This is a genomic window from uncultured Tenacibaculum sp., from assembly GCF_947494125.1.
GTDB lineage: Bacteria > Bacteroidota > Bacteroidia > Flavobacteriales > Flavobacteriaceae > Polaribacter.
This window is the reverse complement of the sequence record NZ_CANLTU010000011.1, coordinates 1-24,814: the sequence shown is the minus strand read 5'-3', so window position 1 is coordinate 24,814 and position 24,814 is coordinate 1. Positions and strand designations below refer to the sequence as shown.

23 protein-coding genes are annotated in these 24,814 nt (G+C 29.5%); 14 read left to right on the top strand and 9 right to left on the bottom strand.

All coding sequences use genetic code 11. The annotated features are described in order from the left end of the window. Positions 1–48: 48 nt before the first annotated feature. From Q0881_RS14685 to rlmF, 3 genes are read left to right on the top strand one after another with little or no spacing between them, the layout of a single operon-like run. A complete protein-coding gene (locus Q0881_RS14685) occupies positions 49–714 on the top strand; it encodes a class I SAM-dependent methyltransferase (protein ID WP_299161826.1) in 666 nt (221 codons plus the stop codon). Next, a complete protein-coding gene (bshC, locus tag Q0881_RS14680; protein WP_299161823.1) occupies positions 714–2,306 on the top strand; it encodes a bacillithiol biosynthesis cysteine-adding enzyme BshC in 1,593 nt (530 codons plus the stop codon). Before Q0881_RS14685 ends, bshC begins: the two co-directional genes overlap by 1 nt. Continuing rightward, positions 2,306–3,160 carry a 23S rRNA (adenine(1618)-N(6))-methyltransferase RlmF gene (gene rlmF / locus Q0881_RS14675; RefSeq protein WP_299161820.1) on the top strand — a complete coding sequence of 285 codons (855 nt, stop codon included), beginning with the start codon at positions 2,306–2,308 and terminating at the stop codon, positions 3,158–3,160. Before bshC ends, rlmF begins: the two co-directional genes overlap by 1 nt. A gap of 65 nt (positions 3,161–3,225) precedes the next feature. On the opposite strand, the gene Q0881_RS14670 is transcribed toward rlmF, so the two are convergent. Both Q0881_RS14670 and Q0881_RS14665 read right to left on the bottom strand, forming a co-directional pair. After that, positions 3,226–5,502, bottom strand: coding sequence for a neutral/alkaline non-lysosomal ceramidase N-terminal domain-containing protein (locus Q0881_RS14670; RefSeq protein WP_299161817.1), 2,277 nt, complete (start codon positions 5,500–5,502; stop codon positions 3,226–3,228). Between the two features lie 177 nt (positions 5,503–5,679). Continuing rightward, positions 5,680–6,519, bottom strand: a complete 840-nt coding sequence (locus Q0881_RS14665) for a DUF2911 domain-containing protein (protein ID WP_299161814.1) — start codon at positions 6,517–6,519, stop codon at positions 5,680–5,682. A 110-nt stretch (positions 6,520–6,629) separates the two neighbouring features. On the opposite strand from Q0881_RS14665, the gene Q0881_RS14660 reads away from it, so the two are divergent. Then, positions 6,630–7,295 (top strand): MIP family channel protein, encoded by a 666-nt coding sequence (locus tag Q0881_RS14660; RefSeq protein ID WP_299161811.1) that lies wholly within the window; start codon positions 6,630–6,632, stop codon positions 7,293–7,295. Then, positions 7,282–8,046 (top strand): NAD-dependent epimerase/dehydratase family protein, encoded by a 765-nt coding sequence (locus Q0881_RS14655; protein WP_299161809.1) that lies wholly within the window; start codon positions 7,282–7,284, stop codon positions 8,044–8,046. Before Q0881_RS14660 ends, Q0881_RS14655 begins: the two co-directional genes overlap by 14 nt. Here the strand turns inward: Q0881_RS14655 and gldG are convergent. From gldG to Q0881_RS14630, 5 genes are read right to left on the bottom strand one after another with little or no spacing between them, the layout of a single operon-like run. Beyond that, complete coding sequence (gldG, locus tag Q0881_RS14650; protein WP_299161806.1) at positions 8,043–9,683, bottom strand: gliding motility-associated ABC transporter substrate-binding protein GldG; 1,641 nt, start codon at positions 9,681–9,683, stop codon at positions 8,043–8,045. The genes Q0881_RS14655 and gldG overlap by 4 nt on opposite strands. After that, on the bottom strand, positions 9,676–10,395 hold the full coding sequence (gene gldF / locus Q0881_RS14645) for a gliding motility-associated ABC transporter permease subunit GldF (RefSeq protein ID WP_299161803.1): 720 nt from the start codon (positions 10,393–10,395) through the stop codon (positions 9,676–9,678). The genes gldG and gldF overlap by 8 nt, the downstream gene beginning before the upstream one ends. 17 nt (positions 10,396–10,412) lie before the next feature. Next, a complete protein-coding gene (locus tag Q0881_RS14640) occupies positions 10,413–10,934 on the bottom strand; it encodes a GNAT family N-acetyltransferase (protein ID WP_299161800.1) in 522 nt (173 codons plus the stop codon). 8 nt (positions 10,935–10,942) lie between these two features. Beyond that, the gene (locus Q0881_RS14635; protein ID WP_299161797.1) at positions 10,943–11,239 is read right to left on the bottom strand and encodes an antibiotic biosynthesis monooxygenase family protein; all 297 of its coding nucleotides are present in this window, start codon (positions 11,237–11,239) and stop codon (positions 10,943–10,945) included. 4 nt (positions 11,240–11,243) lie between these two features. Beyond that, on the bottom strand, positions 11,244–12,107 hold the full coding sequence (locus tag Q0881_RS14630; protein ID WP_299161794.1) for an SAM-dependent chlorinase/fluorinase: 864 nt from the start codon (positions 12,105–12,107) through the stop codon (positions 11,244–11,246). A gap of 119 nt (positions 12,108–12,226) precedes the next feature. On the opposite strand from Q0881_RS14630, the gene Q0881_RS14625 reads away from it, so the two are divergent. Beyond that, on the top strand, positions 12,227–13,180 hold the full coding sequence (locus Q0881_RS14625) for a PhoH family protein (protein WP_299161791.1): 954 nt from the start codon (positions 12,227–12,229) through the stop codon (positions 13,178–13,180). A 123-nt stretch (positions 13,181–13,303) separates the two neighbouring features. Here Q0881_RS14625 and Q0881_RS14620 read toward each other — a convergent pair whose 3' ends face one another. Beyond that, positions 13,304–14,740: an endonuclease/exonuclease/phosphatase family protein gene (locus tag Q0881_RS14620; RefSeq protein ID WP_299161788.1), complete on the bottom strand. Its 1,437-nt coding sequence runs from the start codon at positions 14,738–14,740 to the stop codon at positions 13,304–13,306. A 162-nt stretch (positions 14,741–14,902) separates the two neighbouring features. Between Q0881_RS14620 and Q0881_RS14615 the strand changes: the two genes are divergently transcribed. From Q0881_RS14615 to Q0881_RS14600, 4 genes are all read left to right on the top strand, one after another. After that, positions 14,903–15,850, top strand: a complete 948-nt coding sequence (locus tag Q0881_RS14615; protein WP_299161785.1) for a phosphoribosylaminoimidazolesuccinocarboxamide synthase — start codon at positions 14,903–14,905, stop codon at positions 15,848–15,850. Beyond that, positions 15,843–16,253 (top strand): glyoxalase, encoded by a 411-nt coding sequence (locus Q0881_RS14610; RefSeq protein WP_299161783.1) that lies wholly within the window; start codon positions 15,843–15,845, stop codon positions 16,251–16,253. Before Q0881_RS14615 ends, Q0881_RS14610 begins: the two co-directional genes overlap by 8 nt. Then, entirely contained in the window at positions 16,231–17,418 is a 1,188-nt protein-coding gene (gene fabV, locus Q0881_RS14605) for an enoyl-ACP reductase FabV (protein ID WP_299161780.1), read from the top strand. Before Q0881_RS14610 ends, fabV begins: the two co-directional genes overlap by 23 nt. Before the next feature lie 75 nt (positions 17,419–17,493). Next, positions 17,494–17,970 carry a hypothetical protein gene (locus Q0881_RS14600; RefSeq protein WP_299161777.1) on the top strand — a complete coding sequence of 159 codons (477 nt, stop codon included), beginning with the start codon at positions 17,494–17,496 and terminating at the stop codon, positions 17,968–17,970. Here Q0881_RS14600 and Q0881_RS14595 read toward each other — a convergent pair. Then, positions 17,960–19,204 (bottom strand): mechanosensitive ion channel domain-containing protein, encoded by a 1,245-nt coding sequence (locus Q0881_RS14595; protein WP_299161774.1) that lies wholly within the window; start codon positions 19,202–19,204, stop codon positions 17,960–17,962. The two genes, Q0881_RS14600 and Q0881_RS14595, sit on opposite strands and share 11 nt — an antisense overlap. A 166-nt stretch (positions 19,205–19,370) precedes the next feature. Here Q0881_RS14595 and Q0881_RS14590 point away from each other — a divergent pair, with 166 nt between their 5' ends. The 4 genes from Q0881_RS14590 (at position 19,371) to Q0881_RS14575 (ending at position 24,220) form a co-directional block, all read left to right on the top strand. Further along, positions 19,371–19,832, top strand: a complete 462-nt coding sequence (locus tag Q0881_RS14590; RefSeq protein WP_299161772.1) for a (2Fe-2S)-binding protein — start codon at positions 19,371–19,373, stop codon at positions 19,830–19,832. A gap of 11 nt (positions 19,833–19,843) precedes the next feature. Further along, the gene (locus tag Q0881_RS14585) at positions 19,844–21,997 is read left to right on the top strand and encodes a molybdopterin cofactor-binding domain-containing protein (RefSeq protein WP_299161769.1); all 2,154 of its coding nucleotides are present in this window, start codon (positions 19,844–19,846) and stop codon (positions 21,995–21,997) included. A gap of 135 nt (positions 21,998–22,132) precedes the next feature. Then, on the top strand, positions 22,133–23,386 hold the full coding sequence (locus Q0881_RS14580; RefSeq protein WP_299161766.1) for an aminotransferase class I/II-fold pyridoxal phosphate-dependent enzyme: 1,254 nt from the start codon (positions 22,133–22,135) through the stop codon (positions 23,384–23,386). Positions 23,387–23,491: 105 nt separating this feature from the next. Next, positions 23,492–24,220 carry a DUF4294 domain-containing protein gene (locus Q0881_RS14575; protein ID WP_299161763.1) on the top strand — a complete coding sequence of 243 codons (729 nt, stop codon included), beginning with the start codon at positions 23,492–23,494 and terminating at the stop codon, positions 24,218–24,220. The last annotated feature ends 594 nt before the right edge of the window (positions 24,221–24,814 follow it).

Here is a 24,814-nt window from a genome sequence, read left to right as displayed (position 1 = left end):
ATATAATTTTGTTATAGAAGAAGCATCAAATTTTACTATTTTTGGAGTATGACTACAAAAGAGAGTGATTGTAAAGTTCCAGAGGAAAATACTTTAAAAAAACACTGGGATATAGCTTATAATAAAAATACTACTCAGAAATTAGGATGGTATGAAGAGAGCTCGAAAAAAACCATAGAATTAATAAAAACATCTGAAGTAGCTAAAAATGCTAAAATTTTAAATGTAGGTGTTGGATCTTCTAAGTTAATTGATGAATTAATTGCAGATGGTTACACAAACTTAATAGCAAATGATTTATCAGAAAAAGCAATTGAGGATGTTAAAGATAGATTAAAAGAAAAATCAACTGAAATAGATTTTATTGTTGATGATTTAATAAATCCATCAAAGCTTAACCAACTATCAAATATTGATATTTGGAACGATAGAGCTGTATTACATTTCTTCTTAAAAGAAGAAGAAAAAGCATCCTATTTTAAATTATTAAAACAACTAGTAAAGAATAATGGTTTTGTAATTATAGCTGTTTTTGCTTTAAATGGAGCAGAAAAATGTTGCGGATTAGAATTACAACGATATAGTGCTGAAATGTTACAAGAGCGACTTGGAGAAGATTTTGAATTGATTAAAAAATTCAATTATACTTTTACAAATCCTTATGGAGGAGAACGACCATATATTTATACATTATTTCAAAGAAAAAATAAGTAATGAGTACTACCCAAATTCCTTTTAAAAAAACTGGTTTCTTTTCTAAAACAATGATTGATTATCTAGAGAAATCAGAAAAATTAAAATCTTTTTACAGTAATTTCTCAGATATTGAAGGTTTACAAAAGCAAATAGAAATTAAAAGCAAGTCGTATAAACCAGCGTTTAGGACTGTTTTAGTAAATGCTTTAAAGAAGCAATACAATAAGTTAGATACTACAGAAGCTACACAAGAGAATATTAATAGTTTATTACTAGAAAGCACATTCACTGTAACCACAGGACATCAATTAAATTTGTTTACAGGACCTTTATACTTTTTATATAAAATATTTTCAACGATTAATTTATGTGAAGAGTTAAAAAGCAAAAACGAAAATCAAAATTTTGTACCCATTTATTGGATGGCTACTGAAGATCATGATTTTGATGAAATAAATTACTTTAATTTTAAAGGAAAAAAAGTTCAGTGGAATTCAGAACAAACTGGGGGTGTTGGACGTTTTTCTACTGAAGGTTTAAAAGAAGTTTTAGAAGCTTTTTCGGAACATTTAGGAAGTTCAAAAAATGCTCAGTATTTAATAAATCTTTTTAAAGAAGGTTATTTAGAACATAATAATTTAGCAGATGCAACTCGATTTATAGCAAATAAATTATTTGGAGAATATGGATTGGTAATTATTGATGCTGATGATAGAGACTTGAAAGAAGAATTTATCCCTTTTGTAAAAAGAGAATTATTAGAACAAGTATCTTTTGAAAAAGTAACCGAAACAATTGAAGAATTAGAAAAAGGGTATAAAGTACAGGTAAATCCAAGAGAGATTAATTTGTTTTATTTAACAGATGGAATTCGAGAAAGAATTATTTTTGAAGAAGGAGTTTATAAAGTAAACAATGCAGATATTTCTTGGACTAAAGAAGAAGTATTAGACCATCTTGATAAAAAACCTGAAAACTTTTCACCAAATGTAATTATGCGTCCGTTGTACCAAGAAGTAATATTACCAAACCTATGTTATATAGGCGGAGGAGGAGAACTAGCATATTGGTTACAATTAAAAAAATATTTTGACACAGTTGAAGTGCCATTTCCTGTTTTATTATTAAGAAATTCAGTACAGGTATTATCAGAAAAGCAAGAGAAAAAATTAGAGAAACTAGATATATCAAAAGAAGAATTATTTAGTAAGCAGAATACCTTATTAAAAAATAAGATTTTAAATACTTCTGAAACAAAAGTTGATTTTACAAATCAGAAAAAGTTTTTACAAGAACAATTTAATGAGCTACGAAAAGTAGCAAATAAAACAGATGTATCGTTTGTTGGAGCAGTAAATGCACAGGAAAAGAAACAATTAAAAGGTATAGAAAACCTTGAAAGTAGATGGTTGAGAGCCGAGAAAAGAAGGCAGAAAGAATTAGTTGATAGAATTACTGTACTTCAAAATGAAATATTGCCAAACCAAAGTTTAGAAGAGCGTCAACGTAATTTTTCAGAATATTATTTAGAATATGGAGCTGATTTTATAAGTAAATTAAAAGATAATTTACATCCATTGGCTTTAGAATTTACAATTATCACACTTTAATGGAGAAAAAAACATTACACGAAAAGAATATTCATAATAATGGGTATGATTTTAAAATTCTTAAGGAGAAATATCCAAAAATAACTGAATTTGTTATTGAAAAATTCGATAAAGAAACAATTGATTTTTCAGATCCAATTGCGGTAAAAGAATTTAATAAAGCATTATTATCTGTTTATTATAATATAAATTTTTGGGAATTTTCTGATGAGAATTTATGCCCACCAATACCAGGACGAGTAGATTATATTCATCATTTAGCAGATTTAATAGGAGAAGTAAAAGAAGATATTACTGTTTTAGATATTGGTACAGGAGCAAGTTGTATATATCCTTTATTAGGAAGTGCTGTGTATAATTGGAATTTTGTAGCTACAGATATTGATTTAGATTCGTTAGATTCAGCTCAAGATATTATAGATGATAATAATTTAGATGCAAAAATTAAACTAAGACAGCAGTTTAAAGAAGAGCATGTTTTAAAAGGGATTATAGAAGAAGGAGACTCTTTTTTTGCAACAATGTGCAACCCTCCTTTTTATAAATCGGCAGAAGAGGCAAGAGGAGCGAATAGAAGAAAATCTAAAAATTTAGGAAATAATGCAGTTCGTAATTTTGCAGGAAATAATAACGAACTTTGGTACATAGGAGGAGAGAAAGCATTTTTACATACCTATTTGTATGAGAGTTCACAGTATCCAACAATAAGTAAATGGTTTACAAGCTTGGTATCTAAAAAAGAAAATGTAGAGAGTTTAAAGAAGTCAGGAGAGAAATTAGGAGTAAAAGAGTTTAAAGTAATACCAATGAAACAAGGAAACAAAGTAACTAGAATTGTTTGTTGGAGTTTTTAAATTAAAGGTTTATATAAAAAACAAAAACTCACAATTAATATTGTGAGTTTTTTTATGCATATTTTTTATTTTTTTAGAATTGTAGATATATCAGTTTCTCCATTTGTATATTCAACTTTTATAAGATATACACCAGGATCTCCTTTAAAAGATAAGTTAGTATGATATCTATCATCAGAAATTTCACCAGTTTTTATAATTTGTCCTATAGTGTTAACTATTTTATAAGAGCCACTCGATTTTTTATTATTAATAAAAGTGAAGTTTCCGTTAGTAGGATTAGGAAAAACTATATTTTGATCGAACATGTTTTTCTTAATTTCTTTTTTTGAAATTCTATTAGCTAATCCGTTTACATAAAATGTTTTACTAGTTCCGTTATATGGATTTATTTTACCAGTCCAACCATTTTTCCATTTTCCAGTATGTACAATCCTATAATAACCGCTTTCTACATCAGAAGTAATTTTAAATTGTATAGTGATTTTTGAATTAGCAATACCATCTCTTTTCCATATCATAAGGGTATTGGTATCTCTATCTTGAAATTTAGTAATCCAAGAATTTCCAACTTTCTTTTGAACAGTAAAATAAGTTCCATTTGTTTTGACATCGTGATTTGGATGAGCGCCCCAAAAAGTAACTGAAACTGTATTCCCTGTATTATATGAATTATTAGTGTTTGAATAAACACTACCAAAGCTTTTAAATAAAGGCTTGTCATCAAAAAGAATGTGTACCGTTTTGTCAAGACCTATATATGTTTTTTGTGGTGGAGTTGGGGCAGTAGAAGGCCAAGGATTAGAATTTGGAGAAACTAACAAGCTTGTTAATCTTTCAAATTCTTGACGATAAGCTGCTAATGTCCAAGGGCCAAATTGTGTACTAGCTCCTTCGTATTGTTGAGAAGCATATTCTTCTCGAGTTGTTACATAGCCACAATAAGCATCAGAATAACCTGCCAAAACAGAATATTGAATTCCTGTTGCATTATTCTCTGCAACGGTATATTTTACGCGCCTTCCAGCCATAATTGTAAATTCAGCAGGAGTCGCTAGTATACCAAATTGTCCAATTTTTAAAATACTAGTAGGTAAAATTTTTGGAGTTTTAGGATTGTTGCTATTAGAACCTACATAAAATAAAGGGTCGATAGGTTTTTCCATATGACATTGATCTACAGCTGGACCAGAATTAGGATTTGACCTAGTTTGACCTTCGCGTCCAATACCGCTTCTTCCGTCTTCTGCACCAGCTCTAAAAGAAATTCCTAAAGCAGCTTTACAGGTATGACGTATACTACCATCGGTAAATTTAGAAGCAACTTCAATATTAGAATAGTCACTATACCTAGATACAGATTTAATAGAACCAATTAATTGTTGGTTTGCATTATTGTACAATTCTAAAGCTTTATAGTATTGTCTATTTCCAATTATTTCAGAACTTTCTTCTTCACTATTTCCAGGCCCTGTAGCATCAGTGTATAAATCATTTGGTGCTGGTTGATTTAAATTAGGAGACATATCTCCAGGATTTGTATTTGCAAAAGCAGCAATAAATGTAAAATTCCCGTTTCCGTATGTTGATTGTTTGTAGCGTTCAAACTTTAAAGAAGCATAACCTTTACTATCTCCACTAGCATATTTATAGCTTTTAGTTAAGCTTGTAGGGTGTACTCCAAACCAGGATATCATACCAACTTCCGTATTTCCTTGAACAAATTTTAAAACGGTCATTTGATCATCTATATTCATATAATCATTAGCGTCATTATTTAAATTATAGGCAACCAAAGAGCGATTAATACTAGCGTTGGTTAAGCTTCCTGAATTATAATAAATTCTTCCAGGAGCTAAGTTATCATGTGCTTGTTGTATAGCTTTAAAAATTCCATCAACTAAAATATTGAAGTTTGTTTTATAGAAACCTCCTGTAGAAGTATTGTATAAATCGTAATGAGAATACCCACCAGGAGAAACGTGAGTATGTGTTGCACTGATAACAACGTTAGTGTCAGAATAAGTACTACCGTATTGGTTTTTAAGTTTTTGAAGAACTGCTAAATTTACGGATTGAAACATGGCGCCTTTGTCTATAGAAACAAAAACAGCTGGCGTGCCATTCGGTTCTTTCATAATATATGCTCTAGCATATTGCCTGTCTTTAATTCCGCTGTTTTTAAAAAAAGGATTTCCATAGCCAAAAAAAGCACTTTCAGCAATTTGTCCAGTAATATCAGATATTCCTAAACCGATATCGTAATTATTGTTTTGAGATTGTGTTAATTGTAATGTAAGAAAAGAGAATACAATTAAGAGGGGGGAGTTAATTTTACTCATAAATTAGTTATGTTTGGTTAATTTCTTACTAATCTATGTTTTAAATACGTTTAATTTAATTTTTTATGATAAATTTTATCTATATGTGAATAAATTAACTAAATATGCGGTTTAATAAAATAAAAAACTCGCAATTATTAGATATAATTGCGAGTTTTGTTTAAGTAAATGAGTTGATTACATTTTAGTCAAAAACTCTTTATTCATTTTAACGTAATCTGCATTACCAGCTTTTTCAGCACCGGCTAAAGATGCTTTAGCAGCGGCAATAGCTGCTTTCTTATCACCAGCTTTAGCTAAGATTAAAGATTGTTGACGTAAGTACCAAAAACGTGGACGGTCTTTAGTCATATCAACAGCTTTGTTTATCCATTCTTTAGCTTTCTTAATATCTTTACCTTCGTCTAAATAGTATTTAGCAGAAGAAAAATAATCACCAGCAGAAGGTCCGCTCATTATTTTAGCAATACTAGCTTCAACACCTTTATCGGTAGGAGTATTAAATTTTAATCCAACATAAGCGTTTTCCCATAACATACCTAAAACAGCAGAACTGTTTTTAATATCGTCAATAGTTATAGTAAAAGTTTCTATTTTCATAGGCATTTTTTCTACTTTAGCTGTTGTAGATAATGCTACTTTACTATCATCCCATTTTTGAGGAGTTCCCCAGTTTTTAGCGTCAGAATAAAAAATAACTTCCCAAGAATCTTTGTTTGGTTTAGTATATAGTGCGTATGTACCTTTTTTTAATTCTTTTCCATCAATAGTAACATCGTCACTAAATGTAATTTTTGTGTTTGCGTTGGCTCCAGTTCTCCATACTTTTCCATAAGGAACTAAATCTCCAAATATAGTTCTACCTCTCATTCCAGGTCTAGAATATTCTAAAGTAACGTCAGTTAAACCCACTTGTTGTTCTAATTTTGAAGAAGGGCTAGGAGCAGGAGTCTTTACTTGTGCATTGATATTTGTTGATACTGCTACAACAAATAAGCTTAAAAGTAATTTTTTCATGATGATTAATTTGTTTTTAGTTTGCTTTGATAAAATTACAAGGAATTATATGGATTAATGTTAACGAAAACTTAAAATAAATATGAACTATTTAGTTGATATTTGCAGGTATGAAAAAATATATTTCAGAATTAATAGGAACTTTTTCTTTAGTTTTTTGTGGCACAGGAGCTATGACAGTAAGTGAAATAACTGGAGGAGCAGATTTAACTCATGTTGGGGTAGCTATTACTTGGGGACTAATTGTTATGGCTATGATATATTCTTTCGGAGAAATTTCAGGAGCTCACTTTAATCCAGCAGTAACTATTGCTTTTGCTTATGCTAAAAAGTTTTCTTGGAAAGAAGTTCCGAAATATATTGTGGCTCAGTTAATAGGAGCAGTCTTGGCAAGTTGTATTCTTTGGGTGTTATTTCCCACAAGTGAATATTACGGAGCTACAATTCCAAGTATAGATCCTTGGCGAGCATTTATTTTAGAGTTTCTACTTACGTTCTTTTTAATGTTAACAATTATTAATGTTTCAACTGGAAGTAAAGAAGTTGGAGTAATGGCAGGAATAGCTATTGGTGGTGTTGTATTATTAGAAGCAATGTTTGCAGGACCAATGACAAAAGCATCAATGAATCCAGTACGCTCTATTGCGCCAGCTTTGGTTTCGGGGCATTTAGAACATTTATGGCTGTATTTATTAGCGCCGATTTTAGGAGCGTTGTTAGCTGTTGTGTCTTGTAAATTAGTAAAAGACGATAATTGTTGTGATGATGGATGTTAGTATTTTAGGTTGTGGGTGGTTAGGTATGCCTTTAGCAACATTTTTATTAAATAAAAAATGCGTAGTAAAAGGATCTACAACATCAGACAATAAATTACGTGTTTTTGAAGAGAAAGGAATAACTCCTTTTTTAATTGATGTTGATAGAGAAGAGAATCTAGAAATTCAACAATTTTTAACATCTGAAATATTAGTTGTTGCAATAACTTCTAAAAATGTTGAAGGATATAAGAACCTAATTAAAGAGATTGAGAAGTCAATTATTAAAAAAGTAATTTTTATAAGTTCTACTTCGGTTTATCCTAATTCTAATAATATAATTACAGAAGAACAAGCTGTAATCGATTCTCCTTTAGTTGAAATAGAAAATACTTTTAAAGAAAATATAAATTTTAAAACAACTATAATTCGTTTTGCAGGATTGTTAGGAAATGGAAGAAATCCTGGGAACTGGTTTGAAAAAAGGAAAATACCACATCCAAGAGGTTATGTAAATATGATACATCAAGAAGATTGTATTAATATTATATACCAAGTAATTAGACAAAATATGTGGAGCGAAATATTTAATGCCTGTTCAAATCATCATCCAACGCGTGAAGAGTTTTATACGACAGCAAAGATTAAAGTAAAAAAAGAACCACCAGTTTTTGACGATTCTTTACCTTTAAAGTATAAAATAATTAATTCTGATAAATTACAAAGAGAATTAAGCTACACTTATACATATGATGAATTATTGTCTCTTTAAGAATACTTTTTCCTTCTGAGATAATTAAAGCTTAACCCGAATATAGCAAGTGAAATTAAAGGAATACCAATATTTATAAATTGCCAAAAACGTTTTTCTGTATAAGCCTTTTGTTTATTTAGAAGATTTATTTTGACTGTTTTATTACGTAACTGAATTAAGCCAGAATCATCTAATAAGTAATTAATCGCATTAATTAAAAAATCTTTATTTCCAAATTGTTCACCAGTCCATTTATCTAAAGATAAATCGTGAGGTTTCCCTTTTAAAACTTGATTTTTACCTAGGTCTCCATCAGCAATAACAATCATTTTGTTAGTACTACTTTCTGGTTTAAAAAGAGAAGTGTTAAAAGGCTTAATTCTGCTTTTATATGCAGATTTAAAATCACCTTCTAATAAAACAGCTAATAATTGTGGACCCCCAGAATAATCGTTTTGTTGTGGTTGTTTAGAAATACTTTGCAACTCAACAATTTTTGGAGTACCTACTTTTCTTGTTAAAACAGAAGAAACTAATAGAGGAGTCTTTTTTATAGCTCCTTTTAAAGTGTCAATTTGAGTTGTAAAACGAAAACGAACAGGAGAAACATTTTTAGTAATTGGATGATTTGGATTTCCATTTACTAAAGGATGGTAAAACCAATTTAAATGTTGAAATTGAGCTTGGTTACCTAAGTTACCAGTTGCTAAAGGTATTTTAGCAGAATATAAATCCTGAATTAATTTGTTATTTACACGTACCTGATAACTAAAAAGTAAATCCGTTAAGTTTAAATCGCGTGGAAAAGCCAACATTTTACCTTCATTATATAAGCTATCTGTATCAGAATAATTAGTATCAACCATCCAAAGTGTTTTTCCTCCGTTAGTAATAAACTGATCAAGTGTGAATTTTTCTTGTTCGGTAAATCGTTTAGTAGGTTTGGCAATTATAGCTAAATCGTATTTAGTTAAATCACTTAATGTTTTTTCAGGATTATTTTCAACACTATCTAGCGTAAATTTTGCTAAACGATATTTTTTTCCAACTTCACTTAATAAGCTGTATACATGAATATCATCTAACTCTCCGTTACCAGATAGTACAGCAATTTTTTGTTTTTTTGTTTTAGTAATATTATGAATTGCATTAGCAAAAGAATATTCTAATTTTTCAATTGCATTTTGCAATTGATCTTCTTGTGTTTTTGCAACAGAATTAGGTAAAAGAGAAACAAGTTCTGTTTTTTTACCATAATTAATTTCAGCCCAAGGAAAAATAATTGCCTCTGATAATTTTCCGTCTTCTTCTACAGTTAACTGACTAGGGAAGATTCCTTTTTTTATTAAACGCTCACGTATATTATCTGGATTAACAAAACGAAATCGTACTTTAGAATTCTTAGCTTTTAGTTCTTCTAAAAATTGACGTGTTTCTATTTGTAAACGCTTAAATTCAGCTGGGAAATCACCTTCTAAATAAACATTAATTAAAATATTTCTATCAACTTTTTCTAATAGTTTAGAACTAACATTTGAAATAGTATAACGTTTGTCTTGAGTTAAATCGAAGCGTTTAAATACTGAATTAGCAAGATAATTTATTAATAAGATTGCTACGAATGCTATTGCTATATGTTGTATTTTCTTATTCATTCTTTAATTGTTGTTTGGTAATGAATAAAAAGAAAAAAGTAACACTAATAAAGTAAATAACATCTCTAGTGTCTATAACACCACGACTAATACTTTTAAAGTGTTCGTTAATTCCAAATTGTTGAAAAATGTATCCATCATTTCCTAATGAAGTACCTATTGTGTCAAAACCATAGAATAAAATAAAAGTGATAAATACACTAAGGATAAATGCCACAATTTGATTTTTTGATAAGGTAGATGTAAATAAACCAATACTTGTGTATATGGATGCTAAAAAAAACAAACCAAAATAAGAGCCAGCAATACTACCTAAGTCTAAATTACCAACAGGATTTCCTAATACGTAAATTGTATATACATAGGTTAATGTAGGAATTAAAGCAATAAAAACTAAAAGAAGCGAGGCTGTAAATTTGCCTAATATAATTTGCCAATCGGTTAAAGGCTTCGTTTTTAATATTTCTATAGTTCCGCTATTAAATTCATCAGCAAAACTTTTCATAGTAATTGCTGGAATTAAAAATAAAAACAACCAAGGAACTAAGTAGAAAAAGCTACTCAGGTCGGCAAATCCAGCATTTAAAATATTAAAATTATCTTTAAATACCCATAAGTACAACCCGTTTATAAGTAAAAAAACACCAATAACTAAGTAAGCTATGGGGGATGAAAAAAATGAGTTAAATTCTTTTTTTAAAATTGGAAACATATGATAGTTAACAGTGATTATTGATTATTATCAATTCGAAAAATACGATTATTTTCAAAACCGATATCTCTTCTCTTTGGTTGATAAACAAAATTATTTTTATTTAATAACGCTATAGAGCCTTCATTATTTTTATGAGTAAATGCTTCTATAGCTTTTAGATTGAGTTTAGAAAAACCAAAATGAACAATTTTCTGTATAGCTTCACTCATAAAACCTTTTTTATGAAAATCAGGATGCAGTTCGTAGCCTATTTCTGCAGTTAATTTATCATCAGAAAAATTCCATAAACAAATAGTTCCAATTAATTGCTCTTCCTTCTTAATAACCCAATATATATGGTCATTATTTAAAATACCATTTCTTATTTTTTCAATATAAGGAAGTAAGTCATTTACTTTTCTGGGTATTTCTCTTTGTATAAATTCATTGGTTTTAGGATTGGACCTTAATTCAAAAAAGGAATCAATATCTTTTTCTTCAAGTTGATTGAATTCTAAACGTTGTGTTTTTAAAAAAGGAAAAGGAATAAAGTCCATTAGAGTTATTATTGTAAACTAACCATTTTGTCAACACTCCAAGCCAAAGGTTTATCGTTAAATAAAACTTTGGTTTGTGCCCAAACACCTTTAAATAAATCAGAATTTCTGTAATTTTCTAAATCTTGTTCAGTATCCCAATAGCTATAAGTAAAAAATATATTCGGATTTGTTTTATCTCTATATAATTCTAACAAACGACAACCAGGAGATTTTCGTATAAATTCTTTTTTCGTATCAAAGTTTTCTAAAAATTCTTCAATTTTTTCAGGTTGAAAACTCATTTTAACAATTCGAACAAACATATGATTAATTTATAGTGGTAAAATCAGGTGTAATAATTGTTTCAAATTCAATAGAAATACTGTCCCTATAACCTAAGCCAAGTAGGGTAGAGGCACCTCCTACAGTATCTAAGTTACTTCGGTAAATAGCAATTTCTAAAAAGCCAGCTGAATTAAAAATAGCCAACTTTTCTCCATCATATTGTCTTTTTTCTACCGGAATCGAATAATCTACAATTTCATTATAACGATTGAAAATTTTGTCAAAATTATAGCGCCTAGCAGTAATCGTAAATTTACGCCCCTTACCAATAGTGTTAAATAGTTTTTTGCTAATATTAGTAATTACATTCCCGTAATTATCAATGTAGATAACACCTCCTATAATATGATCTTGTTTTTGATTTATTTTGGGTTGTATTTCGGTAATATTTTTATAAGACTCAATTTCTTTACCAATAACATTTAAACTACCTCCTCGACCAATATGAGAGGCTACTTGAACAAATACATCTAATACAGGGAAACTAGTTTCAATATGATTATGTATATTAATTTCAACAATTTTTGAAGGTTTTATTTCAGAAGCAATCATAGAAATTATTCCATTATCTGGACAAATAAAATAATGATTGTCTAATTCTAAAGCAATATGTTTATTGTCAATACTCAATTCAGAATCAACTCCTACAATATGTATTGTTTTTTCAGGAAAGCTTTTATAGGTATTTTTTAAAATATAAGCAGTCTCTGTAATGTTAAAAGGAGTAATGTGATGTGTAATGTCAACAATATTAGCATTAGGTAACTCTGAATAAATAGCTCCTTTAACTGCCCCTACAAAGTGGTCTTTTATTCCAAAATCGGTAGTTAAAGTAATGAGAGGCATTAAGTTAGTGACTTGTTAATTAATATGTTGAAAAAATATGTTGAATTTAAAGCAAAACTACATAATTCGATAAAAATAATCATTATTTTTAGAGTGAATAATATTAAAACATATATCATTTGAACGAACGCATCATTGAATTAACCGAAATCAACCCAAAAGATTTTTTTGGAGCACAAAACAGTACTATAACTCAATTGAAAACATACTTTCCTAAAGTGAAAATTGTAGCTAGAGGAAATAAGCTGAAGATTTATGGTGAAGCTGAACTTCTAGATGAGTTTGAAAAACGTTTGGAAATGCTTATAAAATACTTTAACAGGTATAATAAACTAGATGAAAATAGCATAGAACGTATTTTAACATCAACAGGTAAAGAAGAAGAAATTCGTAAATCGAATAAGGTAGAAGGTGTTTTAGTACATGGGGTTAATGGTAAATTAATAAAAGCACAAACAACAAATCAACGTAAAATGGTTGATTTAATGCAAAAAAACGATATGCTTTTCGCAGTAGGACCAGCAGGGACAGGTAAAACATACACTGCAGTTGCATTAGCAGTAAAAGCATTAAAAGAAAAAGAAGTACGTAGGATAATATTAACGAGACCTGCTGTAGAATCTGGTGAGAACTTAGGATTTCTTCCAGGAGATTTAAAAGAGAAGCTAGATCCGTATATGCAACCTTTATATGATGCACTTCGAGATATGATTCCACATGAAAAACTAGAATCACTTTTAGAAAAAGGAGTTATACAAATTGCACCTTTAGCATTTATGCGTGGTAGAACATTAGACAATGCGTTTGTAATTTTAGATGAAGCACAAAACACAACGCACAATCAAATGAAAATGTTTTTAACGCGTATGGGAATGCAAGCGAAATTTATTATTACTGGAGATCCTGGGCAAATAGATTTACCACGAAAACAAATTTCAGGTTTAAAAGAAGCATTATTAGCATTAAAGAATATTGATGGTATTGCCCAAGTACATCTAGATGATAAGGATGTGGTAAGACATCGCTTAATAAAGAAAATTATAAAAGCATATAAAAGTATTGAAACGGAATAAGCTTTTTATGTAATAAAAAGAACAATTAATAAGTATTAATAAAGATAGACATTACTTGTATAATTGTAGTATCAATAAAAAAACCAGTAGCTATACTGGTTTTTTATTTGTAAAAAATGAATTTTACTTTACTTCAAAATAAACAAATGGAGAATCTCCTTTATTTATGCTTCCAGAAACTGTAAAGGAATCATTTTTTTTAATGTAGTTTTTGCTACTGTATTTACTAAGATTTGTATAGTTTATAGAGTTGAAGTCAGTTAAAACATTATTAGTGTAAACCCATGACCATGGTACATAAGTTCCGAAACTAAATTTTTTATTCGGATTATTATTATAAGTGTAAGTAAGTTGGTTGTAAACACCTGTAGCTTCACTTGTGTCATGACTCGCTAATGTTACAGCGTATTTACCAGGAGGTATTTCATTAGGAGGTACAGAATAAAAAGTACTTGTATACCAGGTACTTTTATTAAAAAAAGTTAAAGATTTATCCGTTTTATTAGCAATTATTATTTTTGCAGTTAAGCCAGTTCCATACAAATTTTTTAAACTATTTAATTTTGTTTCAGCTTCTTTTTTTGTGTTAAAAATAAAAGGAGGTAAAGAATTATCTGTATTGTTTTCAGATACTATAAATTTTGTAGCAAGTCCATAATGATCAGAACAATCCCAAATTTGCTCATTCGGATTGGTATATTTACAATCAGTTATCACTTTAGATGTTATAGGTGTTAATCCTTTAGAGTATAATATGTAATCTAATCGTTGTTGGTAAATAGTTCCACCTCCATCAAAATGTTTGGCAAGTTCATTGGTAGTATTGTCATAAGTATATCCGTCTTTATCAGGATTTATTATAGAATAAGAGTCCTTAAAATCAGAAAAAATGGTAAACATATCACGATACTCTTTTGAATTACCTATAATATTAATATCGCCAGCAATAATAGTAGGATATTTTTTTACTTTATCAATTTCATGTTTTATTTGTTGAAGTTGTTTTGTTCTAGTGGCTACTTTATCTTCATCGGCTTGAGCGTGTGTTAAGAATACATAAAAACTAGATTGATTCAATAGTAATTCTAATTTCCAAAAACCTTTTTTAGCAAACCAATCAAAGCCTTCTGAATTTTTATATTTAAAAAAATGAGTATTACCAATAGGTATTTTTGATAAAACAAGAAGTCCATCACCAATGTTAGAAGAAACATTATTACTGTGAATACTATATGGATAAATTTGTCGAAGAGAATCAATTAATTCTTCTTTTTTGTCATCTCTCCAAATTTCAGTGAATAAAATAACATCATAATTAGTGTTGTTTTCTTTAAGGTATTGTGTGATTTTTTTTAACCTTAAAGCTTCATCTTTTTTAGTTATTAAATACGAATGTATATTGTATGTTAAAATGTTTACTTCAGATTCATTATTTTTTTTAGAAAGGTAATTGTCATTTGTAAGAACTTCATTTTCATTATAAATATCATCATAGTTATTTTGACATCTAACAAATAAAAGCATAGCAAAAATTAAAAATAGTTTGGGGGTTGATTTCATTTTTAAGTATTATTTGGTTAAAAATTTTATAAATTTAATACTTTAACAATTAATAAGTTTTGTTTATTAAAATGTAGAAAAAATAAAATAGTTATTTTTTATTTCTTTTAAATAGAGAGAAAAAAATAGCATATTTTTGCGCGACAACAACACAACAAAATAATGAATACAATTAACGAAACTAACTTTGAGTTTCCACAACAAAAGTCAGTTTATAAAGGAAAAGTAAGAGAAGTATATAATGTAAATGATGAAGTATTAGTAATGATTGCTTCTGATAGATTATCAGCTTTTGATGTAATTTTACCGCGCCAAATACCTTTTAAAGGTCAGATTTTAAATCAAATTGCTACAAAAATGATGAATGATACTGCGGATATTGTTCCGAATTGGTTGGTAGCAAATCCAGATGAAAACGTAGCTATAGGACATTTATGCGAACCTTTTAAAGTAGAAATGGTTATTAGAGGGTATTTATCAGGACATGCAGCTCGTGAATATAAGGCTGGGAAAAGGATTCTATGTGGAGTTGAGATGCCAGAAGGATTAAAAGAAAACGATAAATTTCCTGCTCCAATAATTACACCTTCAACAAAAGCAGACAACGGAGAGCATGATGAGGATATATCAAGAGAAGAAATTTTAGCAAAAGGAATTGTTTCAAAAGAAGATTATTTAGTATTAGAAGATTATACTAGAAAATTATTTGAAAGAGGGACAGAGATAGCAGCTTCAAGAGGTTTAATTTTAGTAGATACTAAATACGAGTTTGGAAAAACCAAAGAAGGAAAAATCGTTTTAATAGACGAGATACATACGCCAGATTCATCACGTTATTTTTATGAAGAAGGTTATGTGGAACGTCAGGAAAAAGGAGAAAAACAAAAGCAATTATCAAAAGAGTTTGTACGTCAATGGTTAATTGAAAATGGATTTCAAGGAAAGGAAGGACAACAGATTCCAGAAATGTCAGATGAAAAGATAATTGAAATATCAAATAGATATATTGAATTGTACGAACAAATCACAGGAGAAAAATTTGTGAAAGCAAATACAGAGAATGTGTTAAGTCGTATAAATGAAAATGTTGTCAATTTTTTAAATGGATAGTGATAAAGTAAGTATTCGGCCAGTATTAAATTTGACATCAGAAATTCCCATTGAAGATTTTCAAAATAGAACTGTACGTCCGATTTTAAAATTACAGCACGATCTTATTTTACAGTTTTTTGTTTTTTTTTGTAATAAACAAAAAGTTGACATTTTAAATACAGAGAAAGAAAAGTTTAATAAAACAGTTAATACAATAACTAAAAAAAATATAACTTTAAAAAATCAGTTTATAGGTTTAATTATAGGGCAATTTACAGTAAGTGAATTTGAATTTTATAAAGAAAACGATTCTGAGATTAATAAAAGAATTTTAACGATGGTTGGCCAGAGAATTAAAGATAGCCAATTAGAAATTAAAAATTTTAAAACAAACAACAATGATAATAGAACCAAGAACTAGAGGGTTTATTTGTTTAACATCTCACCCAGTAGGATGTGAACAAAATGTAAAAGATCAAATAGCATATGTGCAGTCAAAAGGAAAAATTGAAGGTGCAAAAAAAGTTTTAGTAATCGGATCTTCAACAGGTTTTGGATTGGCATCAAGAATTACAAGTGCATTTGGTTCAGATGCAGCAACAATAGGAGTGTTTTTTGATAAGCCAGCAACAGAAGGAAGACCAGCATCACCAGGATTTTATAATACAGCAGCTTTTGAAAAAGAAGCACAAGCAGCAGGATTATATGCAAAAAGTATAAACGGAGATGCATTTTCAAATGAAATAAAAGAACAAGTTGTAAATTTAATTAAAGAAGACTTAGGTCAGATTGATTTAGTAATTTACAGTTTAGCATCACCAGTAAGAACACATCCAGAATCTGGAAAACGTTTTAAGTCGGTTTTAAAGCCAATAGGAGAAGTGTTTTCTAATAAAACAGTAGATTTTCATACAGGAAATGTATCAGAAATATCAATAAATCCAGCAGAAGGAGAAGACGTGGTAAATACAGTAACTGTAATGGGAGGAGAAGATTGGAAAATGTGGATGGACGCTTTACAGGCAGAAAACTTATTGTCGGAAGGAGCAACAACAGTAGCTTATTCATACATTGGTCCAGAAGTAACAAAGCCAGTATATAGAAATGGAACAATTGGAGCTGCAAAAGATGATTTAGAAGCAACTGCATTTAAAATTACTGAAGATTTAAAAACAATAGGAGCTAAAGCATATGTGTCAGTAAACAAAGCTTTAGTAACGCAGGCAAGTTCAGCAATACCAGTAATTCCATTATACATATCATTATTATTTAAAGTAATGAAAGAAAAGGGAATTCATGAAGGGTGTATAGAGCAAATTCAACGTTTATATAGTGAACGTTTATTTGGAGGAGGTTTAGCTTTAGATGAAAAAGGAAGAATCCGTGTAGATGATTGGGAAATGAGAGAAGATGTACAGGCAGAAATCTCTAAATTATGGGAAGAAGCAACTACAGAAAATTTATCAGAAATAGGAGATTTAGAAGGATATAGTGAAGAGTTCTTTAAATTATTTGGATTTAAGGTAAATGGAGTAGACTATGATGCAGATGTAAATGAGTTAGTTGAAATTCCAAGTATTCAATAATAATTTCAAAATTTAAAAGAGCCTCGTAGAATTTCTATGAGGCTTTTTTTATTTTTAACTTTTAAAACAAAACAGATGAAGGCAGTAACTGTAAAAAAAATAAAAGATGAATTAGCTTATAAAACATCAGGAGAATTGATGGAGTTATGTTTACAGTTATCAAAATTTAAAAAAGAAAATAAAGAACTGTTAACATACTTGTTATTTGAATCTCATAATGAAGAAGCTTATATAGAGAGTATAAAAGAAGAAATAGATGAGTTATTTGAACAAGTAAATACGAAGAGTTATTATTATATACGTAAAAGTGTTCGTAAAACTTTAACAATAACCAAAAAGTTTATTCGATACTCAAAAAAGAAAGAGACAGAAGTAGCTTTACTGTTACACTTTTGTGTTAAGCTAAAAGAATTTAAGCCAAGTATAAAAAGAAGCCCGAGATTACAAGCTACTTATGAAAGACAATTGGAGCTAGCAAAAAAAGCTATAGACAAGTTACACGAAGATCTACAGTACGATTATAATGAAATGATTAGCGAGCTTAACTTGTAGTATTAAAATTAGTAGGCAATTCAAATATTTCTAGATTAAAATATTTTACAGAAGCGAGTAAATGATCAAAAATATCAGCCATAATATACTCGTAATTCTTCCAGTTTTTATCAGCGCTAAAAGCGTAGATTTCAATAGGCAAACCTTGAGTTGTTGGAGCTAATTGCCTAACCATAATCATCATATTTTTATTAATAGCAGGATGATTTTCAATATAAGTCTCAGCATATTTTCTAAAAACACCAATATTTGTTAAGTTCCTACCATTTAAAAGAAGATCTTTATTAATATTATTTTCATTATTAAAAGCATCAATTTTTTCCTGACGATTAGTCAAGTATGATTCAATTAATTGTATAGATTTTAAATTGTTAATTTCATCATTAGATAAATAATGAACACTATCTATTTTAATATGTATAGCTCTTTTAATTCTTCTACCCTGAGAATTAACCATTCCTCTCCAATTTTTAAAAGAATCAGAAATTAAAGCATACGTAGGAATAGTAGTAATAGTTTTATCAAAATTCTGAACTTTTACGGTAGCTAATGAAATTTCTATAACATCACCATCCGCACCAAATTTTTCAAAAGTAATCCAATCACCAATACGTACCATGTCATTTATAGAAACCTGAATACTGGCAACAAACCCAAGAATAGTATCTTTAAAAATTAAGATAATAATAGCAGAGGCAGCACCAAGAGCGGTAAAAAATTTCCAAATAGATTGATCAGTAATAATAGCAAAAGCTAAAATTGCTCCAGAAAACCAAGCAAAAATCATAAATACTTGAATATAACTGTCAACAGGTTTGTCTTTAAAACGAGGAAGTTTTTTTAAAAAGTCTTTTAAAGTATTAAGAATACTTCTAGCTATGCGAAGCGCTATAATAATGCTGACTATTAAAATTAATTTAGAAGTAAAATTTTTTAAATAGTCAAAATCAAAAAAAATGATAGGAATTAATTCAAAAAATATAAGAACCGGAATAAGATGAGCAACATTCGTAGGAACTTTATTAGTAATTAAAATGTCATCAAAATTTGTTTTAGAAGATTTAGCAATTCTAATAGAAAAACTACGGAAAATTTTTCTAGTAATAATATCAATAAGATAAATAAGAATTAAAGATATAGTAATTAGAAAAAATAGATTTAAGTACTTAGAAGTATCGTTAGATAAGCCGAAATCTTGTAAGTAGTTATAAAAAAAATGTCTATCGAATTTCATAAATATAAAATAAAGTACAAAGCTATTAATTAAAAGGATATGAATTGATTAAGCTAATCTTTTAATTTTAAAAAGGTATCCTTAAAATTTTCTTAAAATCAAGTTGAAGAAAACTAGAAGATTATATTTTTTGTAACTTACACAAAACGTAACAAAACTATCCAAAATGCCAACATACACAATTAAGATTAACGGGAGTTCAAAAACCGTTAATGTAGATGCCGATACACCTTTACTTTGGGTTTTAAGAGATGAACTAGATATGGTAGGAACCAAATATGGATGTGGTATAGCTCAATGTGGAGCGTGTACCGTTCATGTAGATGGGGCTGCGATGAGAAGTTGCCAACTTCAAGTATCAATGTTAGATAAAGAAGAAATTACAACTATTGAAGGACTTTCAGAAAAAGGAGATCATCCATTACAAGAAGCTTGGAAAGAAATAGACGTACCGCAGTGTGGTTATTGCCAGGCAGGACAAATAATGACAGCAGCATCGTTTTTAAAAGAAACACCTAATCCGTCTCAAGAAGAAATTAGAGAAGCAATGCATGGTAATATATGTAGATGTGCCTCGTATAATAGAATAGAAAAAGCCGTTGCTATAGCAGCAAAAAAGATGTCTTAAAAAATTAAATTATGAGCACACAAGAAAATAAATATACATTTAGTAGAAGAAATTTTTTAAGAACTACGGCATTAGCAGGAGGAGGAATAATGATAGGTTTTAATTTGTTTACAGCATGTAAGCCAAATGTAAAACCATCAGTAGATATAAAGAATTTAAATTTTAATGATTTTAATGCATTTATAAAAATTTCAGATGAAGGTTTTGTAACAATATATTCGCCAAATCCAGAGATAGGACAAGGAGTAAAAACATCTATGCCAATGATAATAGCAGAAGAGCTAGATGTAGAATGGAGCAAAGTTCATGTAGCACAAGCAAAATATAATAAAAAAGAGTATACAAGACAAGTAGCAGGAGGGAGCCAATCAATAAGAAAAGGATGGGATGCATTACGAGAAACAGGAGCAACAACCAAGCAAATGTTAATAAATGCGGCGGCAGTTAAATGGGGAGTAGAAGCATCAACATGTAAGGCATCAAACGGAGTAATTACAAATGCAAAAGGAGAAAGTTTAGGTTATGGAGAAGTAGTGAAAGAAGCTTCAGTACTAGAGGTTCCAGAAAAAGTAACATTAAAGAAAGCTTCAGAATATAAAATAATAGGAACAGATGCAATTAATGTAGATGTAGAAAAAATAGTAACAGGAAAACCATTGTTTGGTTTAGATTATAAAGCAGAAGGAATGTTATTTGCGTCGGTTTTAAGACCACCAGCATTTGGACAAAAGTTAGAAAGTTTTGATGATGCGGAAGCAAAAAAAGTAAAAGGAGTTTCACAAATTGTGAAATTTGGAGACAAAATAGCAGTTTTGGCAACAAACACTTGGGCTGCAATGAAAGGAAAAAAAGAATTAAAGACTACATGGAAAGAGGATTCAAAATTAGAAAGTACATCAGATCATAATAAAGTACTTGATGAAATTTTAGATGCAAAAGATTTAGATGTACGAAGAGAAGATGGAAATGTAAAAAAAGCATTTAAAGAAGCAGATAAGGTAATAGAAAGAACATATCATTCACCATTTTTACCTCACAATTGTTTGGAGCCTATGAATTTTTACGCAGATGTAACACAAGAAAAAGTGCATTTAGTAGGTCCAATACAAACGCCACAATGGACAGCAGGAAGAGTAGCAAAACTATTAAATAGAAAAGAAGAAGAAATTGAATTAGAAATGACCAGAATGGGTGGTGGATTTGGCCGTCGCTTATATGGAGATTTTGCTTTAGAAGCAGCAGAAATATCAGATAAATCTAAAAAACCAGTAAAAGTAGTTTTTTCAAGAGAAGATGATATGACAGATGGAATCTATAGACCAGCAATAAAATATAGAATAGCAGCTTCAATCAAAGAAGGGAAAATAACAGGATATCATTTAAAAGAGGCAGCAATCAATGGAAATATGTATGGATTAATACCACACTTTTTTCCAGCAGGGTGTATACCAAATTATAAAGTATCAACAAAAAGTTATAAAAGTAATATAACAACAGGAGCATGGAGAGCACCATATACTAATTTCTTAGCATTTGCAGAGCAAAGTTTCTTTGACGAATTAGCATTAGAGTTAAATAAAGATGCAGTACAGTTAAGGTTAGAATTATTGCAAAATGTAAAAAATTCAAAAGATGAAAAAATAGAGTATTCTGGAGAAAGAATGCAGAATACAATAAAATTGGCAGCAGAAAAAGGAAACTGGGGAAATCCAAGAGAAGGAGTTTATCAGGGATTCGCAGCCTATTATAGCCATAATACACATGTAGCAGAATTAGCAGAAGTAGAATTAAAAAACGGTTCTCCAATAGTAACAAAAGTAGTTGCAGCAGTAGATTGCGGAATTGTAATAAACCCAACGGGGGCAATAAATCAAATTCAAGGAGGAGTTTTAGATGGGTTAGGACATGCAATGTATGGAGATCTAACATTTGAAAAAGGTAAGCCGTCTAATAAAAACTTTGATACATATCGTTTAATAAGAATGAATGAAACGCCACAAGTGGAAGTGCATTTTGTGAAAAATGAATTATCACCAACAGGCTTAGGAGAACCAGGATTGCCTCCAGCAGGAGGAGCAGTTGCAAATGCAGTATATAAAGCGCTAGGCAGGAGGATGTACAGCCAACCATTTGAAAAAGAATTGGCAGTAAAAATGGAAAGCTAAGAATTAAAAATCACAAAGAAAGAAAAAGATGTCTTATAGGCATCTTTTTTTATGAGTAAAAATCAAGATTAAGCCAATTTGAAAATCTGTTAAAAAAGAACTATTTTCGCAGTCTATAAAAAATCAAAAGTAATAATGGTAAAAGATTTATTTGAAAGAATAAAAGAAGATAAAGGACCTTTAGGAAAATGGGCAGATAAAGCAGAAGGGTATTATGTATTTCCTAAATTAGAAGGACCAATCTCAAATAGAATGTCTTTCAATGGAAAAAAAGTAGTTACTTGGAGTATTAATGATTATTTAGGTTTAGCAAATCATCCAGAAGTATTAAAAGTAGATGGAGATTCGGCAGCAACAGATGGAATGGCATACCCAATGGGTGCGCGAATGATGTCAGGACATACAAAGTATCATGAGCAATTAGAGGAAGAATGCGCAGAGTTTGTAGGAAAAGAAGCGTCGTACTTGGTAAACTTCGGATACCAAGGAATGGTTTCAGCAATAGATGCATTAGTAAATAAAGACGATATTATTGTATATGATATGGATACACATGCATGTATAATAGATGGAGTTAGATTACATGCAGGAAAAAGATTTGTATATCGCCATAATGATATAGAAAGTTGTGAGAAAAACTTGATGAGAGCAACAAAAATGGCAGAGAAAACAGGAGGAGGAATTTTGTTAGTTTCTGAAGGAGTTTTTGGAATGCGAGGAGAGCAAGGAAGGTTGGCAGAAATAGTAGCATTAAAAGAAAAGTATAATTTTAGGTTGCTAGTAGATGATGCACATGGTTTTGGAACATTAGGAGAAGGAGGAAGAGGAACAGGATTTGAGCAAGGAGTACAAGACGGAATAGATGTGTATTTTGCAACATTTGCAAAATCAATGGCAGGAATAGGAGCATTTTTTGCAGGAGATAAAGATGTAGTACAGTATTTACAATACAATATGCGATCACAAATGTTTGCAAAATCATTACCAATGCCAATGGTAAAAGGAGCATTAAAGCGTTTGGATATGATTCGTACAATGCCGGAGTTAAAAGAGAACTTATGGAAAATCACAAACGCATTACAGTCAGGATTACGTAATGCAGGATTCGATTTAGGAACAACACAAACATGTATAACGCCAGTATATTTGAAAGGAGAAATACCAGAAGCAATGGCAATGGTACAAGATTTACGAGAAAATCATGGAGTGTTCTGTTCAATAGTAGTATATCCAGTAATCCCAAAAGGATTAATTATATTAAGATTAATACCAACAGCAAGACACACACAAGAAGATGTGGATGAAACAATCGTAGCATTTTCAGCAATAAGAGAGAAATTAGAAAATGGTACTTATAAAAGAATAGCAGAATCTATTATGGCAGAATAATAGAGGGAAAATAAAAACAAAAAACTCATGAAACATTTCATGAGTTTTTTTGTTTTAAAAAGAAACTAATTACATTTGGATTCCTTTTAGATACATAAAAAAATAATGAAAAAGCTTTTATATATATATGTCGTATTATTTGTCACAGTTATGGATGGACAAATAAAAGATACATTGCCAAATTTTAATGATGAATACTTCTTGATAAAAGATGGGGATAGTTTAATGATAACATTAAATGAAGTTTCCATTTTACCAAAACACAAGTTTAAGAAACAATCAGATGTACATTATTATTATTGGTTTAGAAGAAAAGTGTTTAAGGCATATCCATATGCAGTAATAGCAGCAAAAAGAATAGACAGTGTAAATGTTCGATTATCACGAATAAAGTCAAAGAGAAAAAAAAGAAAATATATAAAAAGAGTACAAAAGTACCTAGAAGAAGAATTAACAAAACCATTAAAAAAATTAACTAGAACAGAAGGAAGGTTGTTATTAAAGTTAATTCATAGGCAATCGGGAAAAACAGCATTTAATAATATTAAAGAATTAAGAAGCGGATGGAAGGCGTTTTGGTATAATGCAACAGCAAATATTTTTAAATTATCATTGAAGTCAGAGTATAAACCAGAAATAGAAAATGAAGACTATTTAATAGAAGATGTAATACAACGAGCTTTGATAGAAGAAAAAATAGAATATCAAGAGCCTAAATTAAAGAAAGATTATAAAGCTATAGTCATAAAAGAAAGAGGGGAGGTAGATGTAGAAGTGTATAAAAAGATGTTTTCAAAGATGAAAAAGAAAAAAAAGAAGCCTAAAAAGAAATAGGAAGTATATATGTAAGAATAAACAAACAACCTATAAAGGAGAATTAAAAAAGAATAAGGTAGTTTAAAAAGGGTTAGGGATAAAAAAAGATTGGGGTTAATGTGTTGATAGAATAGGAGTTGAGAAAAACTTCAAAAAATACTTTAAAAAAGGTGTTGTTATGTTAAAAAAGGGTTCTATATTTGCACCCGCTAAGGGAAAAACGTAAGGTTTTAAAGTTAGTAAAAGTTCATTAAAAAGGTTGGTTAGGTATGTTAAAAAGGAGTAAAAAATAAGTTAAATATTACTTGTTTATTACAAATAAAAGAGAGTATCTTTGCAGTCCGTTTTAGAGGCGATAGTTCATTAAAATATAGCGAAAAACAAATTAAAAAAAACTTCAAAAAAAGTTTGTCAGTTTTAAAAAGGTTTGTAAATTTGCAACCGCTTTAAGAAAGCGAAACGATCACAGAAATTTTGGAATGATTTAGAGATAAAAAATCAGCTAGTTCGAGTCTAGTATTTCTACAAAAAAAATTAATTAATGTTTTGGTTGATAAGACTAAATATAGCGATTAATAAAGTTCATTGAAAATATTGAAATTGACAGCGTAA